This window comes from Ruegeria sp. CDSC079, assembly GCF_059610505.1.
Genome location: NZ_JBXWNT010000009.1, coordinates 161007 through 182535 on the forward strand (window position 1 = coordinate 161007; position 21529 = coordinate 182535).

Consider the following 21529-nt stretch of genomic DNA (forward strand, 5'->3'; position numbering starts at 1 on the left):
TTCCGATTTGACAACAAAACCATTCATTTGGGAGGCTTGACCGCAATATCATAGCAATTCGGCCCGACATCTGCCACACTTGTTACCAAATTGGTCTGATACCACGTCAATCTTTTGGATTCGGCGCGATATTGACGCGAATGAGGCATGCAACGATGTGCCGAAGAAGTACCAGGGGGCAAGCGCTGATCAATGACGACTGTCATCGGGAAATCCACACGCCTTTCAACTATTCTGCAAAACGCCGATCTACATGACTTCAGCGCGCGGTTTCTCGAAGAAGGGATAGACGACGTAATATTGGACGAATTGACAGATCCGGAACTTCGAGATCTGGGTTTGACGGTCGGTCAAAGGAAACGTTTTCGGCAAACACAGGCAGAACTCAAGCTTCAGGAAGCGTCCGACAAACCCGCAATGTCCCGTGTGGCCGAACGGCGACAGCTGACGCTTGTATTCTGCGATCTGGTCGGGTCCACACAATTAGCACAGCGGCATGATCCGGAAGAGTTGATGCAGATCATGAATCTGTATCTGGACACCGCCATCGGCACGATGAAACAACACGGATGCCACCTGGCTTATAAGCAGGGCGATGGCATCATGATGTATTTCGGATATCCGAAAGCCACTGAAGATGATACCGAGCGCGCGGTGCGTGCGGTTTTGGAAACCATCGAAGCGGTTCAGAATCTGGAAAACAAGTTCGGTGAAAACCTGGACCTGCGCGCGGGAATCGCAACCGGAGTTGTCGTTGTCGGGGTTGTTTCCTCTGCCAGCCTGGGAACACAGGATTTCATTGTTGGCGAAACGGCCAACCTTGCCTCACGCCTTCAGGGATTGGCCAATCCCGGTGAAGTTGTCGTCTCGTCCGAGACATGGCGCCTGACAAAAGGGGCCTTTAACTTTGAACCGCGCGGCAATCACGAATTGAAGGGATTTGATGGTGAGCGCTCGGTCTTCCGCGTTATTGACGAAAAGATCGCCGCCAGCCGGTTCGACGCGCGCACCGGCAAGTCCACGGTCAAATTGGTTGCCCGCGAAGACGACCTGACCGGCCTGACAGGGCTTTGGGATCATGTGCTGCGCGGATCGGGTCAGGTTGCGCTGGTTGGTGGCCCGGCCGGTATCGGGAAATCGCGCCTGATCAATTCCCTCAGCAAAACGCTGGGACAAAGGCCTATGACCCTGCAATGTGTCCCGCATCTTGCCAGTTTGCCCCTGCACCCGCTGCGTGCCGAGCTTCGGCGGTTTGCAGGGGATGAGACTGATACCGACAAGGTAACCGAGTCGATCAGGAAATACGCGGAAAACGCCTCTCGTTTGACCGAAGAAGATGCTGCGCTGCTATTGGATTTGGCCGGGTTTGAAACTGACGCTCCGGTCGAACCCGATCCGATCAAGAAAGCCCGCAAATCTTTGGACTTGCTGATCCGCTGTGCCGGGAGCATCTGCGATGAACGCGGGTCATTGCTGTTGGTATTCGAAGATGTGCACTGGGCGGACGCAACCACGCTGGATGCCTTGGACGCGCTGATCGACGCCTTGGACCAGTTGCCCATCCTTGTGGTTCTGACGCACCGCCCTGAATACGAGCCTCCGGAACATTTTGAAGGCCGCGCGTCAATCGTCGAATTGACACCTCTTTCGGTTCTCGAAGCGTCTGAACTGGTGCGCCGTGTTGCCGTACCGCGCAGCCTGCCGGTCACTTTGGTCAGACAGATTGTCGAAAAAGCCGATGGTGTGCCGCTTTATATCGAGGAAATGACCAAGGCGGTTCTGGATCAGCTGCCGCAGGACGTGCCCATCGACGCCGGGGTAATGGGAACCCTCAGTATCCCCGCAACTCTTCATGACTCGCTGATGTCGCGGCTGGACCGGATGGAAAATGCGCGACCTGTAGCGCAGTTGGGATCCGTGATTGGCCGCAGCTTCACGTCGGCGATGATCCATGCGGTAGCACCCAAGGACACGGATGTGGAATCGGCATTGATCCAACTGATCGGTGCAGGTCTGGTATCCATCACCAGCGAAGCCGGGGCGCCGACTTACACGTTCCACCATGCGCTGGTGCAGGACACAGCGTACCAGTCGCTTTTACTTGAAGACCGGGAACAGATTCACCTGAAAATCGCCAAAGAATTGCTGGCCGGTCACAAGGCTTTTGGTAACCCTACACCGGATACCGTGGCGCATCACTGCGATCTAGGCGGTCTTAAGGGCGAGGCTGTTACCCACTGGGTTCTGGCGGGTGAACAGGCCCTCAGCCGCCTTGCGAACCTACCGGCGATTGCCGCTTTTCAGGCCGCATTGCGCAATATCGAAACGATGCCCGGCGGTCCCGAACGAGATGGGGTAGAGCTTGGCGTTCAGATGAATGTATTGCCTGCGTTCATGGCGATACACGGTTGGTCATCCACACAGGTTGGGCAGACCGCAGCCCGTGCGATGCATCTTGCACAGGCGCTGGGTGCGGGCGAAACCCTGTTTGCCGCAACCTTCTGCCGATGGACGCATTTCTTTGTGTCGGGCCAGATGAACCGCGCACTTGAGATGGCGCAGGCTCTTGACGGCATGGCCAGCCTTGCACCGGATCCGGTTACAAACGTCCTTGCTGCTCGGGCGCTCAGCTATACTCATTATTTCCGCGGTGAGTTTGCCGATTGCGAAAGACAGCTTGAACGGGGCCTTGCCCTGATCACGCCCGAGCTTGACATGGCCATGATGCCGATGACCCAGTCCTCGACCAGCGCGTCGTTCTTTGCCATTCAGGGCTGTCTTCTGTGGCAGCTTGGCAAATTCGACGAGGCCGAAGAGGCCCGCCTGAAGTCGATCGAAATCAGCAAGCCGTTCGAACACGCCCCCAACCTTGTCTACATTATGGGCGCGTCGTCGATGTTCCTTCCGTATGCGGGCGAATGGGACTTGCTGGACGATACGATGAACGAAGCGCGTCGGATCGCGGACGAAGAAGGGTTCCTGTATCTTCACGCAATGCAGGATATCTATCTGGGTCTGGCTCAGGCGGGCAAAGGTGACGTGATCGGGGGGGCTGCTCGTGTCGGGACCTATATGGACCTTGTGTCCCAGGCTGGCGGCAACTTTACCTTCCCGCAAAACCAGATTGTCCTGTCCGAGCTGTTGATCGATCAGGGTCATATCGAGGATGCCCTGAACCGGCTTGAACATGTTTGCACGCCCGGGTGGGAGCGTGGAGAGATGCTGAACAAGCCAGAATATCACCGTGTGCGCGCCAAAGCATTGGCCGCCCGTGGCGACCTTGACCAAGCTGTCACCGAGGCAAATCAAGCCCTGCAGCTTGCACGTGACATCGGGGCAGTTGTTCAAGAGAAACGCGCTCTGGATTGCCTGAACAAATTTGCTAAAACGTTATGAAATTAGATAGCTGCCAGATTTAACCGCGCAGTGCCATCCAGAAGGGGGAGACGATGACCGAAGCACTTGAATTGGACCAGCAGCAGTGGGACGCTGTGAACAAGGCCGTCCACGATGAAGCGTTGCGCGCGCGTATTGCTGCCAGTTTTCTGCCGCTCTACGGCCCGCTACCGGCTGATACCCAATCGGTTCCTCTGAACAAGCTTGAACTGGTTCCCGAAGCGACCGGTCCAAAGATGCGCTTTGGCGTGAATGATTTTGATACGACGCGGCTGTCGACAGTGTCCGTGAACGTCCATGTCAAAGGCGCACAGCTTGCAGATCCTGAACTGGCCGCCGCGCTGATCATGTTCCGCCGGGCGGCTGCCATTGTCGCACGGGTCGAGGATGAGATCATTTTCAACGGTCAGGCCGGCACCGGTGAAGGCCCCCAACCCGCGCCCGGCGCACCCGTCACGCTGCCCCCAGTTTATACCGTAAGCGGTGGTGGAAAATACGAAGGCCTGCTGGAAGCGGGGGAGGCACAACCCATTTCCAGCGGTTCCAAGAAAAAGCCTACCGGCCCCGAGGTATTCGAGGCCGTGGTTGCGGGTATCAGTCAACTGGAATCCCTGGGTCATCTTGGACCCTATGCCTGTGTGATGGGTAACGGCCTGTTCCAGGCGGTCACGACACCGATGGAAAACTCGATGGTCCTGCCCCGCGACAGCATTCTGCCATTTCTGGACGGGCCGCTGCTGCGGTCTGGCGCATTTCCGGTGAACAAGGCCGTGCTGGTGTCTTTGCAGGGCGCACCGGTTGAGATTGTTGTGCCTTCTGACATTGCTGTCAAATATCTGCAGACCTCGGCAGATGGCGATCATATCTTCCGCGTTCAGCAGAAATTCCGCCTTAGGATCAAAGAAGCTCAGGCTATCTCGACCATCACGTGCTGACCGGCGCGATGGGTATGCGGGAATTCAGCGACGGCGGGGTCACCCTGCGCTGGTCCGAGGCCGCCTTTCAAGCAGCCACCGGGGTACAGCGGGTTCTGGTTGAGGCCGGGCCTGCGATATCTCCGCATGACACGCTGCGCCTGTTCTATCGCGAAGGCGGCGGACCTGAACGGGCTGTCCGTGGGTGGCCACTGGGTCAGGATCCACAAACGGGGTTGCAACAATTTGCAGCGGCCCTGCCCGTTCCCGCTGTGGGAAAACAGATGACCTGGCGGCCGGTTCTGACCTCGGGCGGGCGCGATTATGACCCCGGAAACGCGGTCGCGCCGAAACCAGAAGATCGCGCGCCAAAACACGAGACATCCAGTCCGGTGCTGGATCATATCGCCCATTTTGAGGTGCCGTTTTCGGGCAACTTCAACCCATCGGGTGAAACTCCCGATGGCATATGGCTGCATTTTGCGATCAAAGAAGGCGGTACCGTGACCGGCCCGAACCTGAACGGAACGATCGAGCCCGTGGGCGGAGACTGGATGCGCGTGCGCCCTGATGGCGTGGGTATTCTGCATGCCAAGGCGCTGATCAATCCGACAACCGGCGGTGCCCCGGTCATGTTCGACGATACCGGGATCTGCGATTTCGGTACGGATGGCTATGCCGCCCTTGCCAAGGGCAAGCTGCCACCCAGTGCCCCGGTTCGGCTGGCACCCCGGTATCTGACCTCGAATCCGCGTTATATGTGGATCAACCGTCTGCAGGGTTTCGGAATCGGAGAGGCCAGCCTGTCCGACATCACCCTGCGATTTGACGTCTATTCCGCGAAAGGAACATCCGATGGCTGAAAAGGTGGTCATATTAGGCGGAGGCGTCGGCGGGATGAGCGCCGCGCATGAGCTGATCGAACGGGGTTTCGAAGTCGAAGTGTATGAGCGTCAGCTTATCGCCGGCGGCAAGGCACGCAGCATTCCCGTGCTTGAAGGTGAAGACGATCACGGTTCGAAAGAGGAACATATCAGAGCGCTGAAAGACTGGATCGGGATGCACGGCTATGACCTGCCACCCGGTGTCAAACGCCCCTGGTTGCCCGGTGAACATGGGTTCCGGTTCTTCCCCAACTTCTACCGGCACATCACCAATACGATGTCGCGCACGCCCTATTATGACAAGGGCACCTGCTACGACAATCTGGTTCCGACAACCCAGGTATTGGTCAGCCAGTTCGACCACCCCGGTATCATCGTACCCGAGCGGTTTCCACAATCGCTAAAAGAGGTCGCCAATGCGCTCAAGACCTTTGCCTATACAATCTCGCCGCGCAACGAAATCGACTTTGAGGATATCGAACATTTCCTTGGTTGCATGTGGCGCATTGCGACCTCGTGCAAAGAGCGCCGGTTCGATGAGTATGAACGTATCGGCTGGTGGGAATTCATCGGCGCCGCGGAGCGGTCCGAGGCCTATCAGAAGTTTCTGGCAATCGGCCTGACCCGGTCACTGGTGGCAGCCAAAGCGACAACCGCAAGCACCAAGACCGTTGGCGATGTCGCCATTCAACTGCAGCTTGGGATCGCAACACCCGAGGCAACCAGCAACAGGCTGCTGAACGGGCCGACCAATCTGGTCTGGATTCAGCCTTGGCTGGAATATCTGAAAAGCCGGGGTGTGGTGTACCATTTCGATTCCAAGGTGACCGGGATTGAATGCCGAAACGGCCGAATTGTCAGCGCCACTGTTGAACAGGACGGCACGCAAAAGCAGGTCACCGGCGACTGGTTCATCAGCGCCCTGCCCGTTGAACGCATTGCACCTTTGGTGACGCCGGCTATGACAAAGGTAGATCCGGGTCTGGCCAAGCTGCCATTGCTTGCCGAAGACGTGCAGTGGATGAATGGCATACAGTTTTACCTGACCAAGGATGTTGAACTGGCCCATGGCCATGTGATCTTTATCGACAGCCCTTGGGCGCTGACGGCTGTTTCGCAAAAACAATTCTGGTCCCAGATAGATTTTGAAAACTGGGCCGACGGTAAGACCAAGGGATTGCTCTCGGTCGATATTTCCGAATGGGACAAGCCGGGCACAAACGGAAAAACCGCGCGCGACAGCTCTCGTGAAGAAATCGCCAAAGAAGTCTGGGAACAGCTCAAACGCAGCCTGAACGTTGATGGCAACATCGTCCTCAGGGATGAAGAACTGCACTATTGGTTCCTGGATCCCGACATCGTCGAGGACCCAGATCATCCTGCCCGAGAAAGCAATGTCGAACCGCTGTTGGTAAACCGCATTAACAGCTGGCGGCTGCGGCCCGAAGCGGCGACGCTGATTCCGAACTTTATGCTTGCGTCCGACTACGTCCGGACCAACACCGACCTCGCCACCATGGAAGGCGCAAATGAGGCTGCCCGAAGAGCCGTCAATGCCATCCTGCGGCGCAGTGGTTCTGAGGCGCAGCCCTGTGAAATCTGGGATCTGCATGAGCCCGACATCCTGCAACCCCTGCGGGCCTATGACTATGCCCGGTATCAGGCGGGTGAGCCCTGGGATGAACGCTTTGCCATCGCTGTCGAGGCCGCTTTGCGCATGGGACAAGACGCCACCGGCACCAAACGTGGTGGGCAAGGACCGCTGGCCGCGATTGGTCCGCTGACGGCCGAATACTCCAAGCCCGGCGGAATTGTCGAAGACCCTGCGATCTCGGACGCGTTGCGCATGGTCGCGGCACCTCCAGAGCTCTATAATCTGATGGCCGCGCATCTGCCGGGCCGGGACACACCGATCCCCGGCGCGGACTTTGCCGAAGATCTGGCGATCGGCATTGTTGAGGCGACCTCACCGCCAACCGACACGTCCGGTCGCAAAGTCATCATTACACAGAAGGGCTGACAGGTGACTGTTCCCAAGGCGCAGCCGGCATCCGCGGCCACGCAAGGTTTCCTTGAGCAACTGACGCGTTATGGCGATCAGGCGCGCAAGGTACTGTTGGACAAAATGCCAACGGGTGAGCCGCAAGCCTATCTCTATGGGCCTATGCGAGACTATATCGAAACCTCGGGCAAAGGGCTTAGACCTGCCCTTCTTCTGGCCACGTGTGAAGCATTCGGCGGAAAGGCCGAGGATGCCGAAATTGCTGCTGCGGTCATCGAATTGCTGCACAATGCATTTCTGGTTCATGACGATATCGAAGACCTCAGCGATTTCCGAAGGGGTCGGGAATGTATGCACAAACGTCTTGGTGTGCCTTTGGCGATCAATATCGGCGACGGCATGCAATCTCTGGCGCTGAGCCTGCTGCGCCAGAACCTCGGCCCTCTGGGCCCGATGACCGGCGCGCGCGTGGTGGACGAGTTTGATCACCTGCTGAAAGAGTCGATCGAGGGCCAAGCTCTTGAATTGGGATGGATAAAAGACAATCGCCTTGACCTTAGCCCGTCCGACTACCTGACCATGTGTCTGAAGAAAACCTGCTGGTACAGCTTCATTCACCCGATGCGTATAGGTGCCCTGATCGCGCGCCCGGACGATGTCGCCTCCGGAGCGCTGAATCTGGATGACTTCAACGCATTCGGCTTTTTTCTGGGGGCCGCCTTTCAGATCCAGGATGACGTTCTGAATCTTGTGGGAAGCCAGGGTAAATACGGCAAAGAGATCGGTGGGGATATCTACGAAGGCAAACGCACGCTGATGCTGGGACGTCTTGGGGCGCAGGCGGATCGGCAGGAACAGTCACGACTGTCAGAGTTTCTAGAAAAGCCAAGAACGGCCCGTTCGGAGCAAGAGGTCGAATGGGTATTGGCGCGGATGAACCACTATTCTTGCATTGAATATGCTCAGGCCGCAGCAAATGACCTGCTTGCGGCGGCTCGTCGAGAATTCGATGTTGTATTTGCAAATACCAACGCGGCGCCGCGCGCGTTTCTTGGTCAGTTCATGGATTATCTGGTGGCGCGCCAAGTCTAACACTCGCCCTATTTTTTTGTAGATATTCAATATCTTAAATTTCGAAATTCCGTGAATCCACCACCGAATCCAATACGCATTCCTTTCAAGTTTGTCATTTACTAAACGCTGTAGGCTGTGCACATTAAGCTATGCCTTATTTCGAGCGAAAACCATTTGTCAGCGCTCTCCGCACGGCCACCAAGGCCGTTCCGGAGCAGGATACACTTCCGATATCTCAGATCGCACGGGGCATTCTGAATGCGGAAAACAGCACCACACAACAGCTGGACGGACCCTTTCACTGCCGCAAGCCCTGCAGGCCCGGTGAGACAGGAACCATTCTCTTGTCCTTTGCTGCACCTGCCGGAGCAGACGTTGTCGACTTGCAGTTCGAACCGGGCGACATGATCAGCCGCGACGGCAACGTGTTGCCAACCGACAAGATGAGCATCCAACCTTCCGCAGTCCGTATTCCCCCGGGACAGGCCGTCGACGTTGCCGTAAGCCTCACCATTCATGATCTGGCAGAACCCGGCCAATATCAGGGGCGCGTATACTCCCGAGGCACTGAAAACACCGCCATCGTTGTCACCTTTGAGGTTGTGGCTGACTAAAGTGATCCTGCCCCGAAGGTACGGTGCAGTATTGCCCGTGGTCGGAGTTTTCTATTTCGATTGCACATATGCAGAAAAATAGCTTCGAAAAATATTTCGATTTGTAATCATCTGCCTCATATGAAGCTGGCACCGGGCGAGGCTAAACATGCGCCTCATAGATAGCTTAACTATTCCTGCCATTGGGCTGTTAGGTGCCACAGCCAACGTGAACGCAGAGCAAGAACAAACAGCTTTTTAAATCGGGTGAGATGGGTCGCCTTGGCACAAAAATCGACTAAAAGATTACCGGGCAAACGATTTAAACTGTTGAACAACATCGACGCGCGAAGCGAAATGACCAGCCAGGATTGCCCCGTCTCTCGCATACAGAATCGAAGGCGGTCAGGCATCGCGCTTTGCTTCAGCCACCTCACGCAGCCAAAAAAAATGACGATGCCCTGAACCCAAATTGCGCGCACTCGGAATTGCCGCGATTGTCCGATTTTAGAACGCGCTTCTGCTCGATACTCAACCGCTCAAATCTTCTACGGCTTGGCGCACAGCAGCGATCATCTGCGGCGCCAAACCGTTGTGACCCAGTCTCTCAATCTCCTCAAATTGAAGCCTTCCAGTTTGGGCAAAGGCACGGGCAGGTTCAATCGGGCATATTAGGTCATCCGCTCCATGGATCAAACGATGTGGGAGTACGGCGATTGTATTTGGATCTCCGGGGCCGGTAGCAGGTAGGAAGAAATTATTAAGCCAGTACCAAAGGTACACGCGGGTGCGATTTATGTCGCTTTGGGTGACGGCTGCCGGAAGCCGCACAGTGCCGGGTTGCGGTCCATGAAACGCATCTTCAAGGGCCATCACACGGCGGGCTGCCTCACGTGCTTGCGCGTCATTATCTTCCATACGGGCAAACCATGCTATGGCAGGATGGAGCTGTTCTGTCTCATCGAGAGGATCGAGAAACAGGCCGCGCGCACGCTGCCCGGCTTCGAAACGCTTTGCCCTATCGCGCAACATCCACTGGTCCATTGAAGGACGGCAGATATGCGTGCTGCGCACGATCAAAGCGCGTACCCGATCAGGATGAGCGGATGCGTAGGCCAATGCCAGTGCGCCACCCCATGAACCACCCAGCACAATCCAATCTTTATATCCCAGGGCCATCCGGATGGCCTCGGCATCGCGTAGGGTGTGCTGAGTCGTGTTTGCTGTGACCCGACCAGCTCTGCCCGACAACCCTGTTCCGCGTTGGTCAAAAAGAACCACCCGATGGCGGTCGGCGTCGAAATAGGCTGTGTGCTGCGGGTTGAGACCCGACCCTGGCCCCCCATGGAAAATGAGCGCGGGCGTATCGCCATGCCCCCAAATCTGTACATTCAAGCCGTCTATTGGGACAGGTTTAAAAGTGTTCATCGGTAGGGCTGCGACCTCCTTTATCATTATCTCGCGACTGTCTTACTGGTGATGCTCTTCAACGAAGTTCGACGCGAAAGCCAATACGCCACGATGGCCAATACCCCGCAGATTACAAAGGTGAGCTGCATCCCGTTGGCAATCGCTTCAGCAGATGCTGCCTCGACGGTGCGGGCGCCGATCCCAAAGGAAAAGACCGTCCCCATGACAGAGGCGCCGAAAATAAGGCCCAAATTGCGCGACAAGCCAAGCAGCCCTGAAACTGTCCCCCGCTGATCTGCCCGAACCCCTACCATGATCATGGTGTTGTTGGCCGCCTGAAACAACTGGTATCCCGGTGTCAGGATGCTGATTGCGCCAATGTAACCAATGACACCGAATGCGACTGGCAGGACCGCAAGTGCAAAGGTCCCGGTGGTCAGAGCAATGAGCCCAAGCGACAGAACACGCGCCGCCCCCCATGCATCCACAAGCCGACCCGATGGGACGCCGAGGAAGATCGATATGATTGGTCCGACCGACATGACAAGCCCCACTTTCGCCGCGCTCAGCCCAAGAGACTGCCCCAGAAAGAAGGGGCCTATCAGCAAAGTGGTCAACATCACATTTGCCACCAGAAAATTTGCCGCAAGGCCGGGGATAGCGCCGCTTTTTCGCAGTGCAGTTAGTCCGACCAGAGGTGTTATCCCAGAGGAAACACTCGCGGGCAAAAGCCGAACGGCCAAAATGGCCGTAGTCAGGCTCATCGGCACCAGGACAAAGAACACTCCTTGCCACCCGAGTTTTCCAATCAGCACCCCACCCAACGAAGGTCCCAGTGCAGTTCCGACCGCCGACATCGTGCCCAACAGGCCCATGGCTTGCCCGACACGCTCTGTTTCAAAAATATCGCGAACGAGTGCGACGGTCAGCACCATGAGGAATGCAGCGCCAATTCCTTGAAGAGACCGCGCGGCACTCAACACCTTAAGATTGGGCGCCAAGCCGCAAAACGCTGAGGCCAGCGCGAAAAGTATAAGCCCGAAGATCAGCATCTGCTGTCGTCCAAAGCGGTCCCCAAGTCGTCCAGCCAGCACAGAGAACAGCGTCAGTGTCGCGAGATATGCGATCACCACCCATTGCACTTGATGTACCGGCGCCTTCAGGTCCTGGGCGATTGCAGGCAAGGCGATATTGGCAATGCTGGTGCCCAATGAGGCCAGCAGCATGGACAGGGAGAAACACAACAAAGCGCCGGGTCTCGTTGTCTTCAATGCATTTGATTTGATGTGCACGACTATTTTCCTCTTGTCGGAATCGCTACAGAAGGCGACGTTACGAATTCAAGTCGACTTGAGGTCAAGCATGAAACTTTTGGATATAGGCGAGGTGTCGAAAAAGACCGGTACCCCAACTTCAACGCTGCGTTACTATGATGAGCTTGGCCTGATCTCGTCTGTTGCGCGGCACGGGCTTCGTCGGCAGTTCACGCCGGATGTCTTATTGCAACTAGCCCTGATCACGATGGGCAAATCTGCGGGGTTTTCACTTGAGGAAATCTCGGGGATGTTCGGCCTTGATGGAACTCCGAATATCCCCCGGCAAGAGTTTCACATTCGTGCGGATGCGCTGGATCGGCAAATCCGCGAGCTGACGGCGCTGCGCGATACCCTGCGACATGTGGCGGATTGCCCGGCGCCATCGCATTTGGAATGCCCAACATTCAGACGGCTCATCGACCTCGCCCATCACCGGGGCACGAAGAAATCCAGTGGCAAGTAGCGGCAAGCCAACTACGAATTTTTGGTATACCGCTGAGGGGTATGGTCGGCCCGCACCATTGGATGCAATGCCGATATGTAAGTGTCCGAAATACACTAATTCAGATCGAAATGAGCGGCCAAACTGTCAATTATCATATCAAGGACTTGGGCGCGGTCCGTTCCCCCAGGATCAGTGCAAACAGGATCGTCCTGCTCTTCGATCAATATCGCTTCACCGGCGGGCTTACATAATCCAAGCGCGGTGAAATGCGTTGCGGGCGCGATCGTCATCACCGCGGCCTGAGGAACCAGCGCCTCAAAATTGCTTCCCAGGGCGCTCGTGTCTGTTGCATTCAGCCTGTCGGCCCCGTCACCCAATCCAATCAGAAAAAGCGAGGCTGTCACGTCCCGCACATCCTTATGCGCAAGATCCCAAGTTAGTCCCGGATCAATGGCTGCGACGGCACTGACCCGTGGATCCTTGTAAGATGCCTCATATTTTTCCTGGTCGATTGCGGTTACATCGACGCCCTCTGCCGTCAACTTTGCGCAAAATTGTGACCCTGCCCCTGCGGCCTCGCAATAATCGAAAAATCCGTCACGATTGCCCTGGACGCCCGCAAGCGAAAGGGCTGTCCAGCCACCATAAGAGAAGCCCGTGGCGTAGATCCGTGAAGTGTCGATGAGGGGGGCGAAATCCGGGTCTTGCAGCGCGTGATCCAACGCGGCGGACATGTCCTGGGCGCGGGTCCAATGATTAAATGCGGTATCGAAATCCAAATCTAAGGTCGTGCTGCCTGGATGGTTTACTGCCACTACGATTGCACCTTGCGAGACCAACCCCGCACTAAGCCACGCCATTCGTGCATAATTGCCGCCCCATCCGTGTGAGAGAAGAACAACCGGATGTTGCCCTGGCACCGGCTTGGCGTTTTCGACTACTGCTGTTCCATAGAACACTGCATTTTCTGCAAACATAGTCTGGCGCTGACCTGCCGCAGGGAACATGACAGCCATTTGCATGTCCTGATCATGATGAGGTGCGGCAATCGTCAATTCGACGAGGCCGACATCTTGTGCAGCAATTTCCGTGCCCGCCGAAAGGGTCATGACGAGGGTAAGAAGAGGAAGTTTCATGGCGCGCCTTTTTTTGTAGGGTGGCATTAGTGTCGGCCTACATTCAGACGCTGTCGGGATTTCATACGACCTGAATCCGGTTTAAGGTCGCGCAGATCAGGATTTAGGTCCTATGACAGACGAAAACGGACCCCCCTGATGCCAGTTCTACCGATACCAATGATTACTGCCCTGCTGCTTTCGGGCTTTCTTTTACATCGCTTTCTGACCCGCAAAACCCATCCCACGCTTTTGGTCCTCATCGGATGCTGCGCTGCACAAAGTGCGGTTATCGCGCTTGTGCAATATTATGGCTTTACGGGTCTCAGGGTCGTTCAGCCCATTCTTGCGACTGTAATTGCCGCATCCGCGTGGCTGTCCTTTCGTCAGGCCTCGGTGGGTTATCTGCGCAGACAGGACTTGTATTTGCATGCGGTAGGTCCGGCCCTTGCGATAAGTTTTCTGGCAACCCGACCCGAAGCGCTGGACGTGTTGATCCCCTTTATCTTTGCGGCATACGGTATCGCCATCGCGTTTATGCTCTTGCGCGGCGAAGATAGTTTGCCCCATAGCCGCTTAGAAAACGGGCGCATGATTGTTTGGGTTTGGCGTGTTCTGGCAATCGCTTTGATCGCCTCAGCAGGCAGCGACATATTCATTGCAGCCCGCCTTGCATCAGGAGACACCGAGGTCTTGCTCTGGCTGCCAAGCCTGTTTTCCGCAATCACATTGCTCATATTAGGGGCGCTCAGCCTATCGCATGCAATCGAAAGCCAGAGCATTGGTTCTGACACGCGCGATGCGTATTCCAAGCAAGATAAAACCCGTGACACCGCTATTGTCGAAAAGCTCGACGCTTATATGGAAACACATAAGCCATATCTCGATCCCGATCTCACACTGGCCCGGTTGGCCCGAAAGTTGCAGGTTCCAGAAAAGCAGCTTTCAAGCGCAATCAACAAAGGCAAAAGCGAGAATGTGTCTCGCTACATCAATAGGCATCGGATATCTCACGCTTGCGCCGTAATGAAGACTGGAAAATCGGTGACCGAGGCGATGCTGGCCAGCGGGTTTAACACCAAGTCGAACTTCAACCGCGAGTTCTTAAGGGTGATCGGCGTCAATCCGCGTCGCTGGTTGAGGTCTCTTGTGGAAGTGCCCGATGAAAGGGTCAAAACCTAAGACGTTCTGGTGTACCAAGCATCCTTGCCACAGCTGCCGAACCTTGATTTAGGACATCGGCGTCAGAGCCGTGAAAGCCGTCAAACAGTGAGAATCCGATCTCTATTCTGTTTTCTGCCAGCATGATTATATTACTATCAGGAAAAACTGATGCTATGGTAATCCGAATTGAATTGGGTATTGCGCCGCGCCTGCTTGCAGAACCGGTTTGGACACGTGTAGCAAGACGTTGAAAGAATGAAATTGAAAAAACGCGACAAAGAAATGGCAACAAACCTGACGCAGGACCCACATTCCGTTCGTTCGGGTGACAGAGAGAAAGTTCTTGAAGTTGCCATCGGCCGCGAGGTTCGTGCCTTTCGCAAACAGCAGAACATAACGGTCGCAGAGCTGGCCCAGTTGACCGGCCTCTCGATTGGCATGCTGTCCAAGATCGAAAACGGAAATACGTCACCGTCCTTGACGACTCTGCAATCGCTGGCGGATGCGCTTTCGGTTCCTTTGACAAGCTTTTTTCGACAGTTTGAAGAACGCCGCGAGGCGGTTCATACAAAAGCAGGAGAAGGCGTCGAACTGGAGCGTGAAGGAACACGTGCGAACCATCAGTATAACCTGTTGGGACATATTGGTGCCAACGGATCCGGCGTGATCGTCGAACCGTATCTGATTACCCTGACCGCTGAATCAGATGTGTTCCCAACTTTCCAACATGGCGGGATCGAGACGATTTACATGCTGGACGGTGAGGTGGATTACCGCCACGGGGACCAGATTTACCCGCTAAAACCCGGCGATACCCTGTTCTTTGATGCAGATGCTCCGCATGGGCCCGAACGGCTTGTCAGCCTGCCGGCGCGGTATATATCAGTGATCAGCTATCCGCAGACAAACTGATCGGTTTGCGCAATAAGAAATCTGTGGGTCTGTCATAACCTTCGCGACTGCCCGTGCTTACGATCGTGAACCCCAGCCTCGAAAATACGCGATGGTTTTCAGTAAGTTCCACGCGTGTTTCCAGTTCCAGCGCAGGTAAGCCAAGCTCTACTGCACGGCGTGCAGCATGATCCACCAACCTGCGGCCGATACCCTGACCCCGCAATCCATCCTTCACCGCAAGCTTTCCAAGGTACAAACTGTCGGGCTTGGGCGTCAGAAACATACACGCGAAAAGTGGTCGCCCAACAGCCCAGATTTCGCCGCCACCCTGACAATGCACCTGCATTCCTTCCACGTTCAGACTATGGATAGAAGACGGAGGGTCGATCCGGGCATCCATGTACTGAAATGACCCGCGAAGCAGCGCAAGCACGTCATACAATGCAAAATCGTTACTCGAGATGAGCCAAGGCGCTTCGCCCGGATCAATCATATGAGTTGAGAAATTTCGCAAGTCTCGCTTACTTAGACAAAGGTGGTTCCGTTTCCAAATCCGGCCAGATCCCCGGAGACGTGGGCAACCCGTCGTCAAACTGGCTGAGATAGTCCAACATCATGGGGCGGTTATCGATGAACCCTTTATAGGTTGCCAGCTCGACCGGCAGGTCCCGGATGACCCGATGCAGACGGCGGCCCCATTTGGGAACGGTCATCAGGTCCTGAAAACTACACAGGTAGCAGCGGATCGGGAATACCAGGGCGTTGGATCGCGGCAGGCGGAAAAAGGTTTGCAACTCGACCCGCAGATACTGTTTGTGCGCTATGTTTTCAGGTGTCAGCGTCGTCTTCTGGATACCCCATTTGTGATAGTTCTCCGGGCTGGTATCCAGCAGCGGATTCACTGTCATAGTCCAATTCAGACGCCGTGCTGGGGCACCCTGTTGAATGTTCAGCAGGAATTTCAGGGCGCGTTGGAAAATGCCCATTTCATGGGCTTTGGGAACCGGCGCGTGCCATTCGAAAAAGTTCATTCCGATGTCAAAATCCAGACTCCAATCCGCTTGGGTCGTCACCATTCCCGCGTCCATCCACAGCATCTCATCACGCTGATCCAGCACGGCGAAATCACCCTGTGCCTGACGGGTGATGTATTCCATCGGCCCGTACGGAAGCGTGGTTTCGTCCATGAAGGTAAAGCTGTGATCAATGCCCATCGGTTTGTTGACCCAGCGCCACTGGTTGCCATTGCGATGCAGTTCGAACAGATCGGGATAGTCTTCGGATTTGCTGACCATGATCAGCTCTAGCAAGTCCCAACCGGCCAAAGTCATATGCGGCAGTGACTGGCAGCGCAGCGGATCCTGATCCAATACCATGGCGCGGTCTTTCATCTCGGACACATAGTGTTCGTCGACGTCGAATCGCATCTCGTAGACCGATCCTTTGGGCCCGCCGCGATGCTGTTCCATGTTGACCGAATACATATAGCTGTCTTCGTGAAACGGAAACGGAAAGCGTTTGATCGCCCAGTCCGAGTTGTGAAACGTATAGTCATCGCGGAAGGATTCGTCGTTGAATTGAATGGTCATGTTGGGCCTCCTCTCAACGGTCCAGCACGAGGGACTTGCCCTCGAAGCGCGATACACAGGGCATGATTTTCTTGCCCGCGGACTTTTCTTCGCCGGTCAGCCAGTGATCGCGGTGAACGAAATTACCTTCATGGTCGAGCACAACGGTTTCGCACTGACCGCAGGCCCCACCGCGGCACAGATACGGTGCGTCCACGCCTTCACGTTCGATGGCCTCCAACAGGCTTTCGTTTTCACCCACATGAATGACCTTATCCGATGCCGCCAAGCGCACCTCGAACGGTTTGCCGGGCTGAGGCGCCAGGAACTCTTCGTAGTGCACGCAATCTTCGGGCCAGCCTTCGGCGGCAGCCGTGTTTCGGACCCAGTCGATCATGCCCTTTGGACCACACACATACACATGCGTTCCCAAGGGTTGCCCGCTGAGCAGATTTTTCAGATCGATCGCCTGGCTCTGATCGTCATAGTACAGATGGGTTTCGTTCGGATGCCTGTCTGTCAGTTGCTCAGCATAAGATGCCAAGGCAGTGTTTCGGCACGCGTAATGCAACTCCCAATGCCCGTGCAGCAATTCCAACTGTTTGATCTGCGCCAGAAACGGGGTGATCCCGATGCCACCGGCCAGAAACAGATGCTTGCGGGCGCGCAAGTCCAGTGAAAACAAGTTGACCGGATAGCTGATGGTCATCTCGTCGCCCAGCTTGACCTGGCGGTGCATGAACAGCGACCCCCCCCTGCCCTCATCATCGCGTCGAACCGAAATTGTATAAGATGACTGATCAAACGGATCCGACATCAACGAATAGGGGTTAAGCCGTGTAATGGCACCATCCTGCATTTCGACCACAGTATGTGCCCCGCCCGAAAAGGTTGGTAATGGCGCGCCGTCGATACGTTCGAACCTGAACCGCGTCACCAATTCGTTCAGCGGAGTGATCTCGGTCACCTTGACCTGAATTTTCTCAGCACCGCTCATTCGTAAATCCCCTTCGACTCGGGCACATTACCATGATCCTCGGCGTCGATACGGACGCCCTGATAGGCGGCAAGACGGCGTGAGTAGTGATCGCGCACAAACAGGTTTAGGCCGCAATGTGAACAGACAAACGGGTCAATCTCGACGTCTTCGGTGATGCCCTTGCAATGCACGCATTGCATCCGACGGGCGACCGATCCGCGATGTTCGGTCTGAATCGCCGTGTGTGGCAGACCCACAGCCATCACTTCATTCATGGCCTGCCCCATCATGCCTTCGGTGCCGGTCAGGTAGACCTGCAATCCCATATGCGCGTCCTCCAGAACCCGGCGAATGCGCGTCAGAGACGCCTCGAAAGACGGGCCTTCATAGAACTGAGCAGGGTTCAATGCCCTTAGCTTTTCTGCGAAATCCGTGCCTTTCGGGATATAGATCAGATGGGTTTTGGCCATCAGGTCAGGTGTTGCGATATCGAGAATGGCTTCGGCCCCTTCGGCCTCGGCTATCATGAGATGATGTTCGCCCTGGCGAACCTCTAGCGCGCCCCAGACCGGGCGGCTTGCGATTGACTTGGGAAATTCGAACTTTGACATTGTGCCCTCAATAGGAAAAGGGCGCCACGGTGTGTCCGTCGCGCCCCCTGAAATTCAGCCCTTTGCGGTTCTGATCGATTTGTCCTGATCGTAGAACGGCATCTCTTCCGCAGTTGCCGTTATTTCTGTCCCATCGCCGTTGCGCACCGTCAGCTTGGTGCCGGGTGATGCACATGCGACCGGCATCCGCGCGATACCCACATTGTGACCATTGATATCAGAATACATGCCGAAGGTGACAACGCCGACTTTCTCGCCGTTTTGCAGCAGATCCGCGCCTTCATCCGCCGGCGTCGTGCCGTTCAGTTTGACGCCATAGATCTTAAACCGCTCTTTGCCTTGCGATGCATAGTGGTTCTCGGCGCCGATAAAGCCGGTTTTTCCAGGTGAGACAGTGAAATCCAGGCCCAGTTCCCACAGTGTATCGCCGCAGGTATCGCCATCGAACGGATAGGTTTCGGAATTGTCGCCGGGGTAAAACAGCAGGTAGCTTTCGGTGCGCAACAGGTCGAGCGTCGAGAACTGGACCGGGACGATGCCCATATCCTTGCCATCAGCCAGAATGCTGTCCCACAAGTGCACGGCGTGCTTGGCCTGACAGAAGATCTCATACCCGCGCTCGCCGGTATAACCGGTCCGTGAAATCATCACCGGGCAGCCATATAGCTTGGTCTGCATGATGCCGAAATAGGCCAGATCGCGAATTCCGGGGATGTGCTTAGCCAGGAAGTCTACAGCCACCGGGCCCTGCAGCGACATGTCATGCATGTCATCATCAAAGATGACCGAACAATTCTTACCCGCCGCCACGGATGTCAGCTGCTCCATTCCGGTGCCTGTGCCATGCACCACCAGCCACGTGTTCACCGACAGGCGATAAATGATGCAATCATCAACAAACTTGCCTTCGGCATTCAGGATCGAGGCATAGGTCGACCGTCCCGGCATGATCTTTTCGACGTTCCGCGTGGTGACACGATCAATGACATAGGCGGCATCCTCACCAACCACGTGAACCTTTTTCAAGCCGGAAACATCCATAAGACCAGCTTTGGTTCGAATTGCTTCGTAGTCAGCTTTGGCACGTTCAGGGCTTTGGTCATAGAACCAAGCAGTCCCCATCCCGTTCCAGTCTTCAAGCTCGCCGCCGATCTGGGCGTGGCGTTGCGCAAGGGCCGACGTCCTCCAAAGAATGGCCATGGTTCGGTTCTCCCGTTGATCGTTTTTGTTGCCCATATTGAGGCCGATGTTGGGTTGAAAATCAACACTTGTGTGCAGAATTTTTTCCTGTTGGGAATATTTGCCTGCAATTTTTGCACCCTAAGAACATCCGGGAATATTGATATTTCTTTTCTTTATCTGTGGTTTAGTGCGTTTTTGGACGTGTGAGGACATACATCAAGCACAGACCTTAAAGATGTTTGCCCCACATATCTATTGACAGGTCGCCAATGAGATTGTCCCCTTAGTATACAATTATTCCCAGCAGGAAATGCTTCGCAGAAAGACCTCCTGCTGCAACAACAGGGAGACTACGAAGTGGATGGCAATCTAAATGCACTTACGACGGTCTTTACCGAGTTTTATTACTGGGTAACGGTCGTCTTCATGTTCCTCATCCATGTGGGCTTTTGCATGTACGAAGTCGGCGCCAGCCGGGCCCGTAACCATATGCACACATTGATGAAAAACATCATGATCATCCCGCTGGTGACGGTCACGTTCTTCTTCTTTGGATGGTGGATCTACTGGGCGTTCCCGAACTTTCCGTTCTGGGGCGGTCTCGACACCGAAGCAGGTGCCGCAAATCTACCGTGGGCGAACACAATGGCAACCAATTTGGACGACAGAATCACAGGGGTCTTCTGGGCCGCGTTCCTTCTGTTCTCGTGGACAGCTGCCTCGATTGTTTCTGGTTCAGTGATCGAACGGATCAGGTCATCGGCTTTGTGGGTCCATGCAGTCATGATCGGGTCCGTCTGGTGGATCATCGACGCTGCTTGGGGCTGGCACTATGGTGGCTGGATGGTGCGCATCTTGGGGTATCACGATGCTTATGCATCAGGCGTTATCCATGCAATCGCAGGTGGTTACGCACTTGGTGTGATCATGGTGCTGGGTCCGCGACTTGGCAAGTTTGCCAAGGATGGAACGCCGCGGGATATTCCTCCGCATAATCCATGGTTGCTGACCATCGGTATTTTCCTGATCTATACCGGGTTCTGGGGTTTCTATGCGGCATGCAACGTGCCTGTAATCTCGCCCGAGGTTATCGACGGTCAGATCGTTGGCGCCACCTGGACTGCAACCAACATCTATCTGGCCCCGACCACGCTGTCGGCGATTACCTTTAACTTCCTGATGTCGCTGTCGGGTGGGTTGATGGCAGCCTATGTCGTCTCGAAGGGAGATGCCTTCTGGACCTTCTCGGGCGGTCTGGCCGGTATCATCACCGCGTCTGCTGGAAACGATTTGTATCACCCGATCCAAGCGATGATCATTGCCGCAATCGGCGTCGTGATCGTCTATAATCTGCACTACTGGGTAGAGCGTCGGTTCAAGCTGGATGATGCTGTCGGTGCTGTAGCCGTGCATGGCTATGCAGGTGTCGTCGGGCTGGTCATCGCGGGCTTTGTCCTGTGGGGCGTGCCTTCGTCACCATATGAAGGTTATGCAACCATCAACCCAATCGGTCAGATCACGGGTGCCGTCATCATGTTCTTTGTCCTTGGGTTCCTGCCAGGCTGGGCTCTGGCGAAAATGCAATCCGCTGCCGGCGTACTGCGCATCCCGGAAGAAGTTGAACTTCAGGGTCTCGATTACGCTGAACACCATGCCTATGAGGACGCCAAAGCTGCCATTATCGAAGCCGATAAAGAAGAACTGGCCGCCCGTGGCGTAGCAGCGAAATGAGGGAGTAAGATATGTCTACGAATGGTTATACAAACTGGGCCGTGGATCTGGCCGAAGTCGGGCCGGTCTATCCCTTCCAAGGTTACGAAGTTCTAATGGTCATCATTGGTGTCGTCTTCTGGGTTGGCTGGCATCGCATCCAATTCGTCCGCGAAGCTGAGCACCTGGAAAAGGCGCGCCACACCGGTGACGAAGAAAAGGTGAAAGCACAGTTGGAGCGATATTGATCCAGCCTTGAATGCTTGCAATGG

At 55.5% G+C, this 21529-nt stretch carries 19 protein-coding genes; 11 read left to right on the plus strand and 8 right to left on the minus strand.

All coding sequences use genetic code 11. From position 1 onward, the window contains the following. Positions 1-192 precede the first annotated feature (192 nt). From AC2FIC_RS17070 to AC2FIC_RS17095, 6 genes are all read left to right on the plus strand, one after another. Positions 193-3396, plus strand: a complete 3204-nt coding sequence (locus AC2FIC_RS17070) for an adenylate/guanylate cyclase domain-containing protein (protein WP_496692823.1) — start codon at positions 193-195, stop codon at positions 3394-3396. A gap of 53 nt (positions 3397-3449) precedes the next feature. After that, the gene (locus tag AC2FIC_RS17075) at positions 3450-4331 is read left to right on the plus strand and encodes an encapsulin (protein ID WP_271951782.1); all 882 of its coding nucleotides are present in this window, start codon (positions 3450-3452) and stop codon (positions 4329-4331) included. Positions 4332-4345: 14 nt separating this feature from the next. After that, positions 4346-5173, plus strand: a complete 828-nt coding sequence (locus tag AC2FIC_RS17080; protein ID WP_496692824.1) for a DUF3237 domain-containing protein — start codon at positions 4346-4348, stop codon at positions 5171-5173. Next, the gene (locus AC2FIC_RS17085; protein ID WP_496692825.1) at positions 5166-7214 is read left to right on the plus strand and encodes a hydroxysqualene dehydroxylase; all 2049 of its coding nucleotides are present in this window, start codon (positions 5166-5168) and stop codon (positions 7212-7214) included. The genes AC2FIC_RS17080 and AC2FIC_RS17085 overlap by 8 nt, the downstream gene beginning before the upstream one ends. A gap of 3 nt (positions 7215-7217) precedes the next feature. Next, positions 7218-8288, plus strand: a complete 1071-nt coding sequence (locus AC2FIC_RS17090; RefSeq protein ID WP_221929491.1) for a polyprenyl synthetase family protein — start codon at positions 7218-7220, stop codon at positions 8286-8288. Between the two features lie 131 nt (positions 8289-8419). After that, positions 8420-8884, plus strand: a complete 465-nt coding sequence (locus tag AC2FIC_RS17095) for a hypothetical protein (protein ID WP_496692826.1) — start codon at positions 8420-8422, stop codon at positions 8882-8884. 510 nt (positions 8885-9394) lie between these two features. On the opposite strand, the gene AC2FIC_RS17100 is transcribed toward AC2FIC_RS17095, so the two are convergent. Further along, positions 9395-10291 carry an alpha/beta fold hydrolase gene (locus AC2FIC_RS17100; RefSeq protein WP_496692827.1) on the minus strand — a complete coding sequence of 299 codons (897 nt, stop codon included), beginning with the start codon at positions 10289-10291 and terminating at the stop codon, positions 9395-9397. A gap of 26 nt (positions 10292-10317) precedes the next feature. Beyond that, positions 10318-11565, minus strand: coding sequence for an MFS transporter (locus AC2FIC_RS17105; protein ID WP_281995746.1), 1248 nt, complete (start codon positions 11563-11565; stop codon positions 10318-10320). A gap of 70 nt (positions 11566-11635) precedes the next feature. Here AC2FIC_RS17105 and AC2FIC_RS17110 point away from each other — a divergent pair, with 70 nt between their 5' ends. Further along, on the plus strand, positions 11636-12052 hold the full coding sequence (locus AC2FIC_RS17110; RefSeq protein WP_496692828.1) for a helix-turn-helix domain-containing protein: 417 nt from the start codon (positions 11636-11638) through the stop codon (positions 12050-12052). Between the two features lie 95 nt (positions 12053-12147). On the opposite strand, the gene AC2FIC_RS17115 is transcribed toward AC2FIC_RS17110, so the two are convergent. Next, positions 12148-13170, minus strand: coding sequence for an alpha/beta hydrolase family protein (locus AC2FIC_RS17115; protein WP_496692829.1), 1023 nt, complete (start codon positions 13168-13170; stop codon positions 12148-12150). A gap of 159 nt (positions 13171-13329) precedes the next feature. Here AC2FIC_RS17115 and AC2FIC_RS17120 point away from each other — a divergent pair, with 159 nt between their 5' ends. Then, positions 13330-14331, plus strand: coding sequence for a helix-turn-helix domain-containing protein (locus tag AC2FIC_RS17120; RefSeq protein WP_496870195.1), 1002 nt, complete (start codon positions 13330-13332; stop codon positions 14329-14331). Positions 14332-14568: 237 nt separating this feature from the next. Continuing rightward, the gene (locus tag AC2FIC_RS17125) at positions 14569-15225 is read left to right on the plus strand and encodes a helix-turn-helix domain-containing protein (protein WP_496692831.1); all 657 of its coding nucleotides are present in this window, start codon (positions 14569-14571) and stop codon (positions 15223-15225) included. On the opposite strand, the gene AC2FIC_RS17130 is transcribed toward AC2FIC_RS17125, so the two are convergent. Genes AC2FIC_RS17130 through AC2FIC_RS17150 form a run of 5 tightly spaced genes read right to left on the minus strand, consistent with a single transcriptional unit; the run spans position 15203 to position 19565 of the window. Further along, positions 15203-15700: a GNAT family N-acetyltransferase gene (locus AC2FIC_RS17130; protein WP_496692832.1), complete on the minus strand. Its 498-nt coding sequence runs from the start codon at positions 15698-15700 to the stop codon at positions 15203-15205. The two genes, AC2FIC_RS17125 and AC2FIC_RS17130, sit on opposite strands and share 23 nt — an antisense overlap. A gap of 28 nt (positions 15701-15728) precedes the next feature. After that, complete coding sequence (locus AC2FIC_RS17135) at positions 15729-16796, minus strand: heme-dependent oxidative N-demethylase family protein (protein WP_142638490.1); 1068 nt, start codon at positions 16794-16796, stop codon at positions 15729-15731. Between the two features lie 13 nt (positions 16797-16809). Further along, positions 16810-17772 (minus strand): PDR/VanB family oxidoreductase, encoded by a 963-nt coding sequence (locus AC2FIC_RS17140; protein ID WP_496692833.1) that lies wholly within the window; start codon positions 17770-17772, stop codon positions 16810-16812. Next, positions 17769-18365 (minus strand): dimethylamine monooxygenase subunit DmmA family protein, encoded by a 597-nt coding sequence (locus AC2FIC_RS17145; protein ID WP_496692834.1) that lies wholly within the window; start codon positions 18363-18365, stop codon positions 17769-17771. The genes AC2FIC_RS17140 and AC2FIC_RS17145 overlap by 4 nt, the downstream gene beginning before the upstream one ends. A gap of 54 nt (positions 18366-18419) precedes the next feature. Continuing rightward, a complete protein-coding gene (locus AC2FIC_RS17150) occupies positions 18420-19565 on the minus strand; it encodes an aminomethyl transferase family protein (protein WP_142638484.1) in 1146 nt (381 codons plus the stop codon). A 339-nt stretch (positions 19566-19904) separates the two neighbouring features. Between AC2FIC_RS17150 and AC2FIC_RS17155 the strand changes: the two genes are divergently transcribed. Then, the gene (locus AC2FIC_RS17155) at positions 19905-21278 is read left to right on the plus strand and encodes an ammonium transporter (RefSeq protein ID WP_271951763.1); all 1374 of its coding nucleotides are present in this window, start codon (positions 19905-19907) and stop codon (positions 21276-21278) included. An 11-nt stretch (positions 21279-21289) separates the two neighbouring features. Then, positions 21290-21505: a hypothetical protein gene (locus tag AC2FIC_RS17160; protein WP_142638480.1), complete on the plus strand. Its 216-nt coding sequence runs from the start codon at positions 21290-21292 to the stop codon at positions 21503-21505. The last annotated feature ends 24 nt before the right edge of the window (positions 21506-21529 follow it).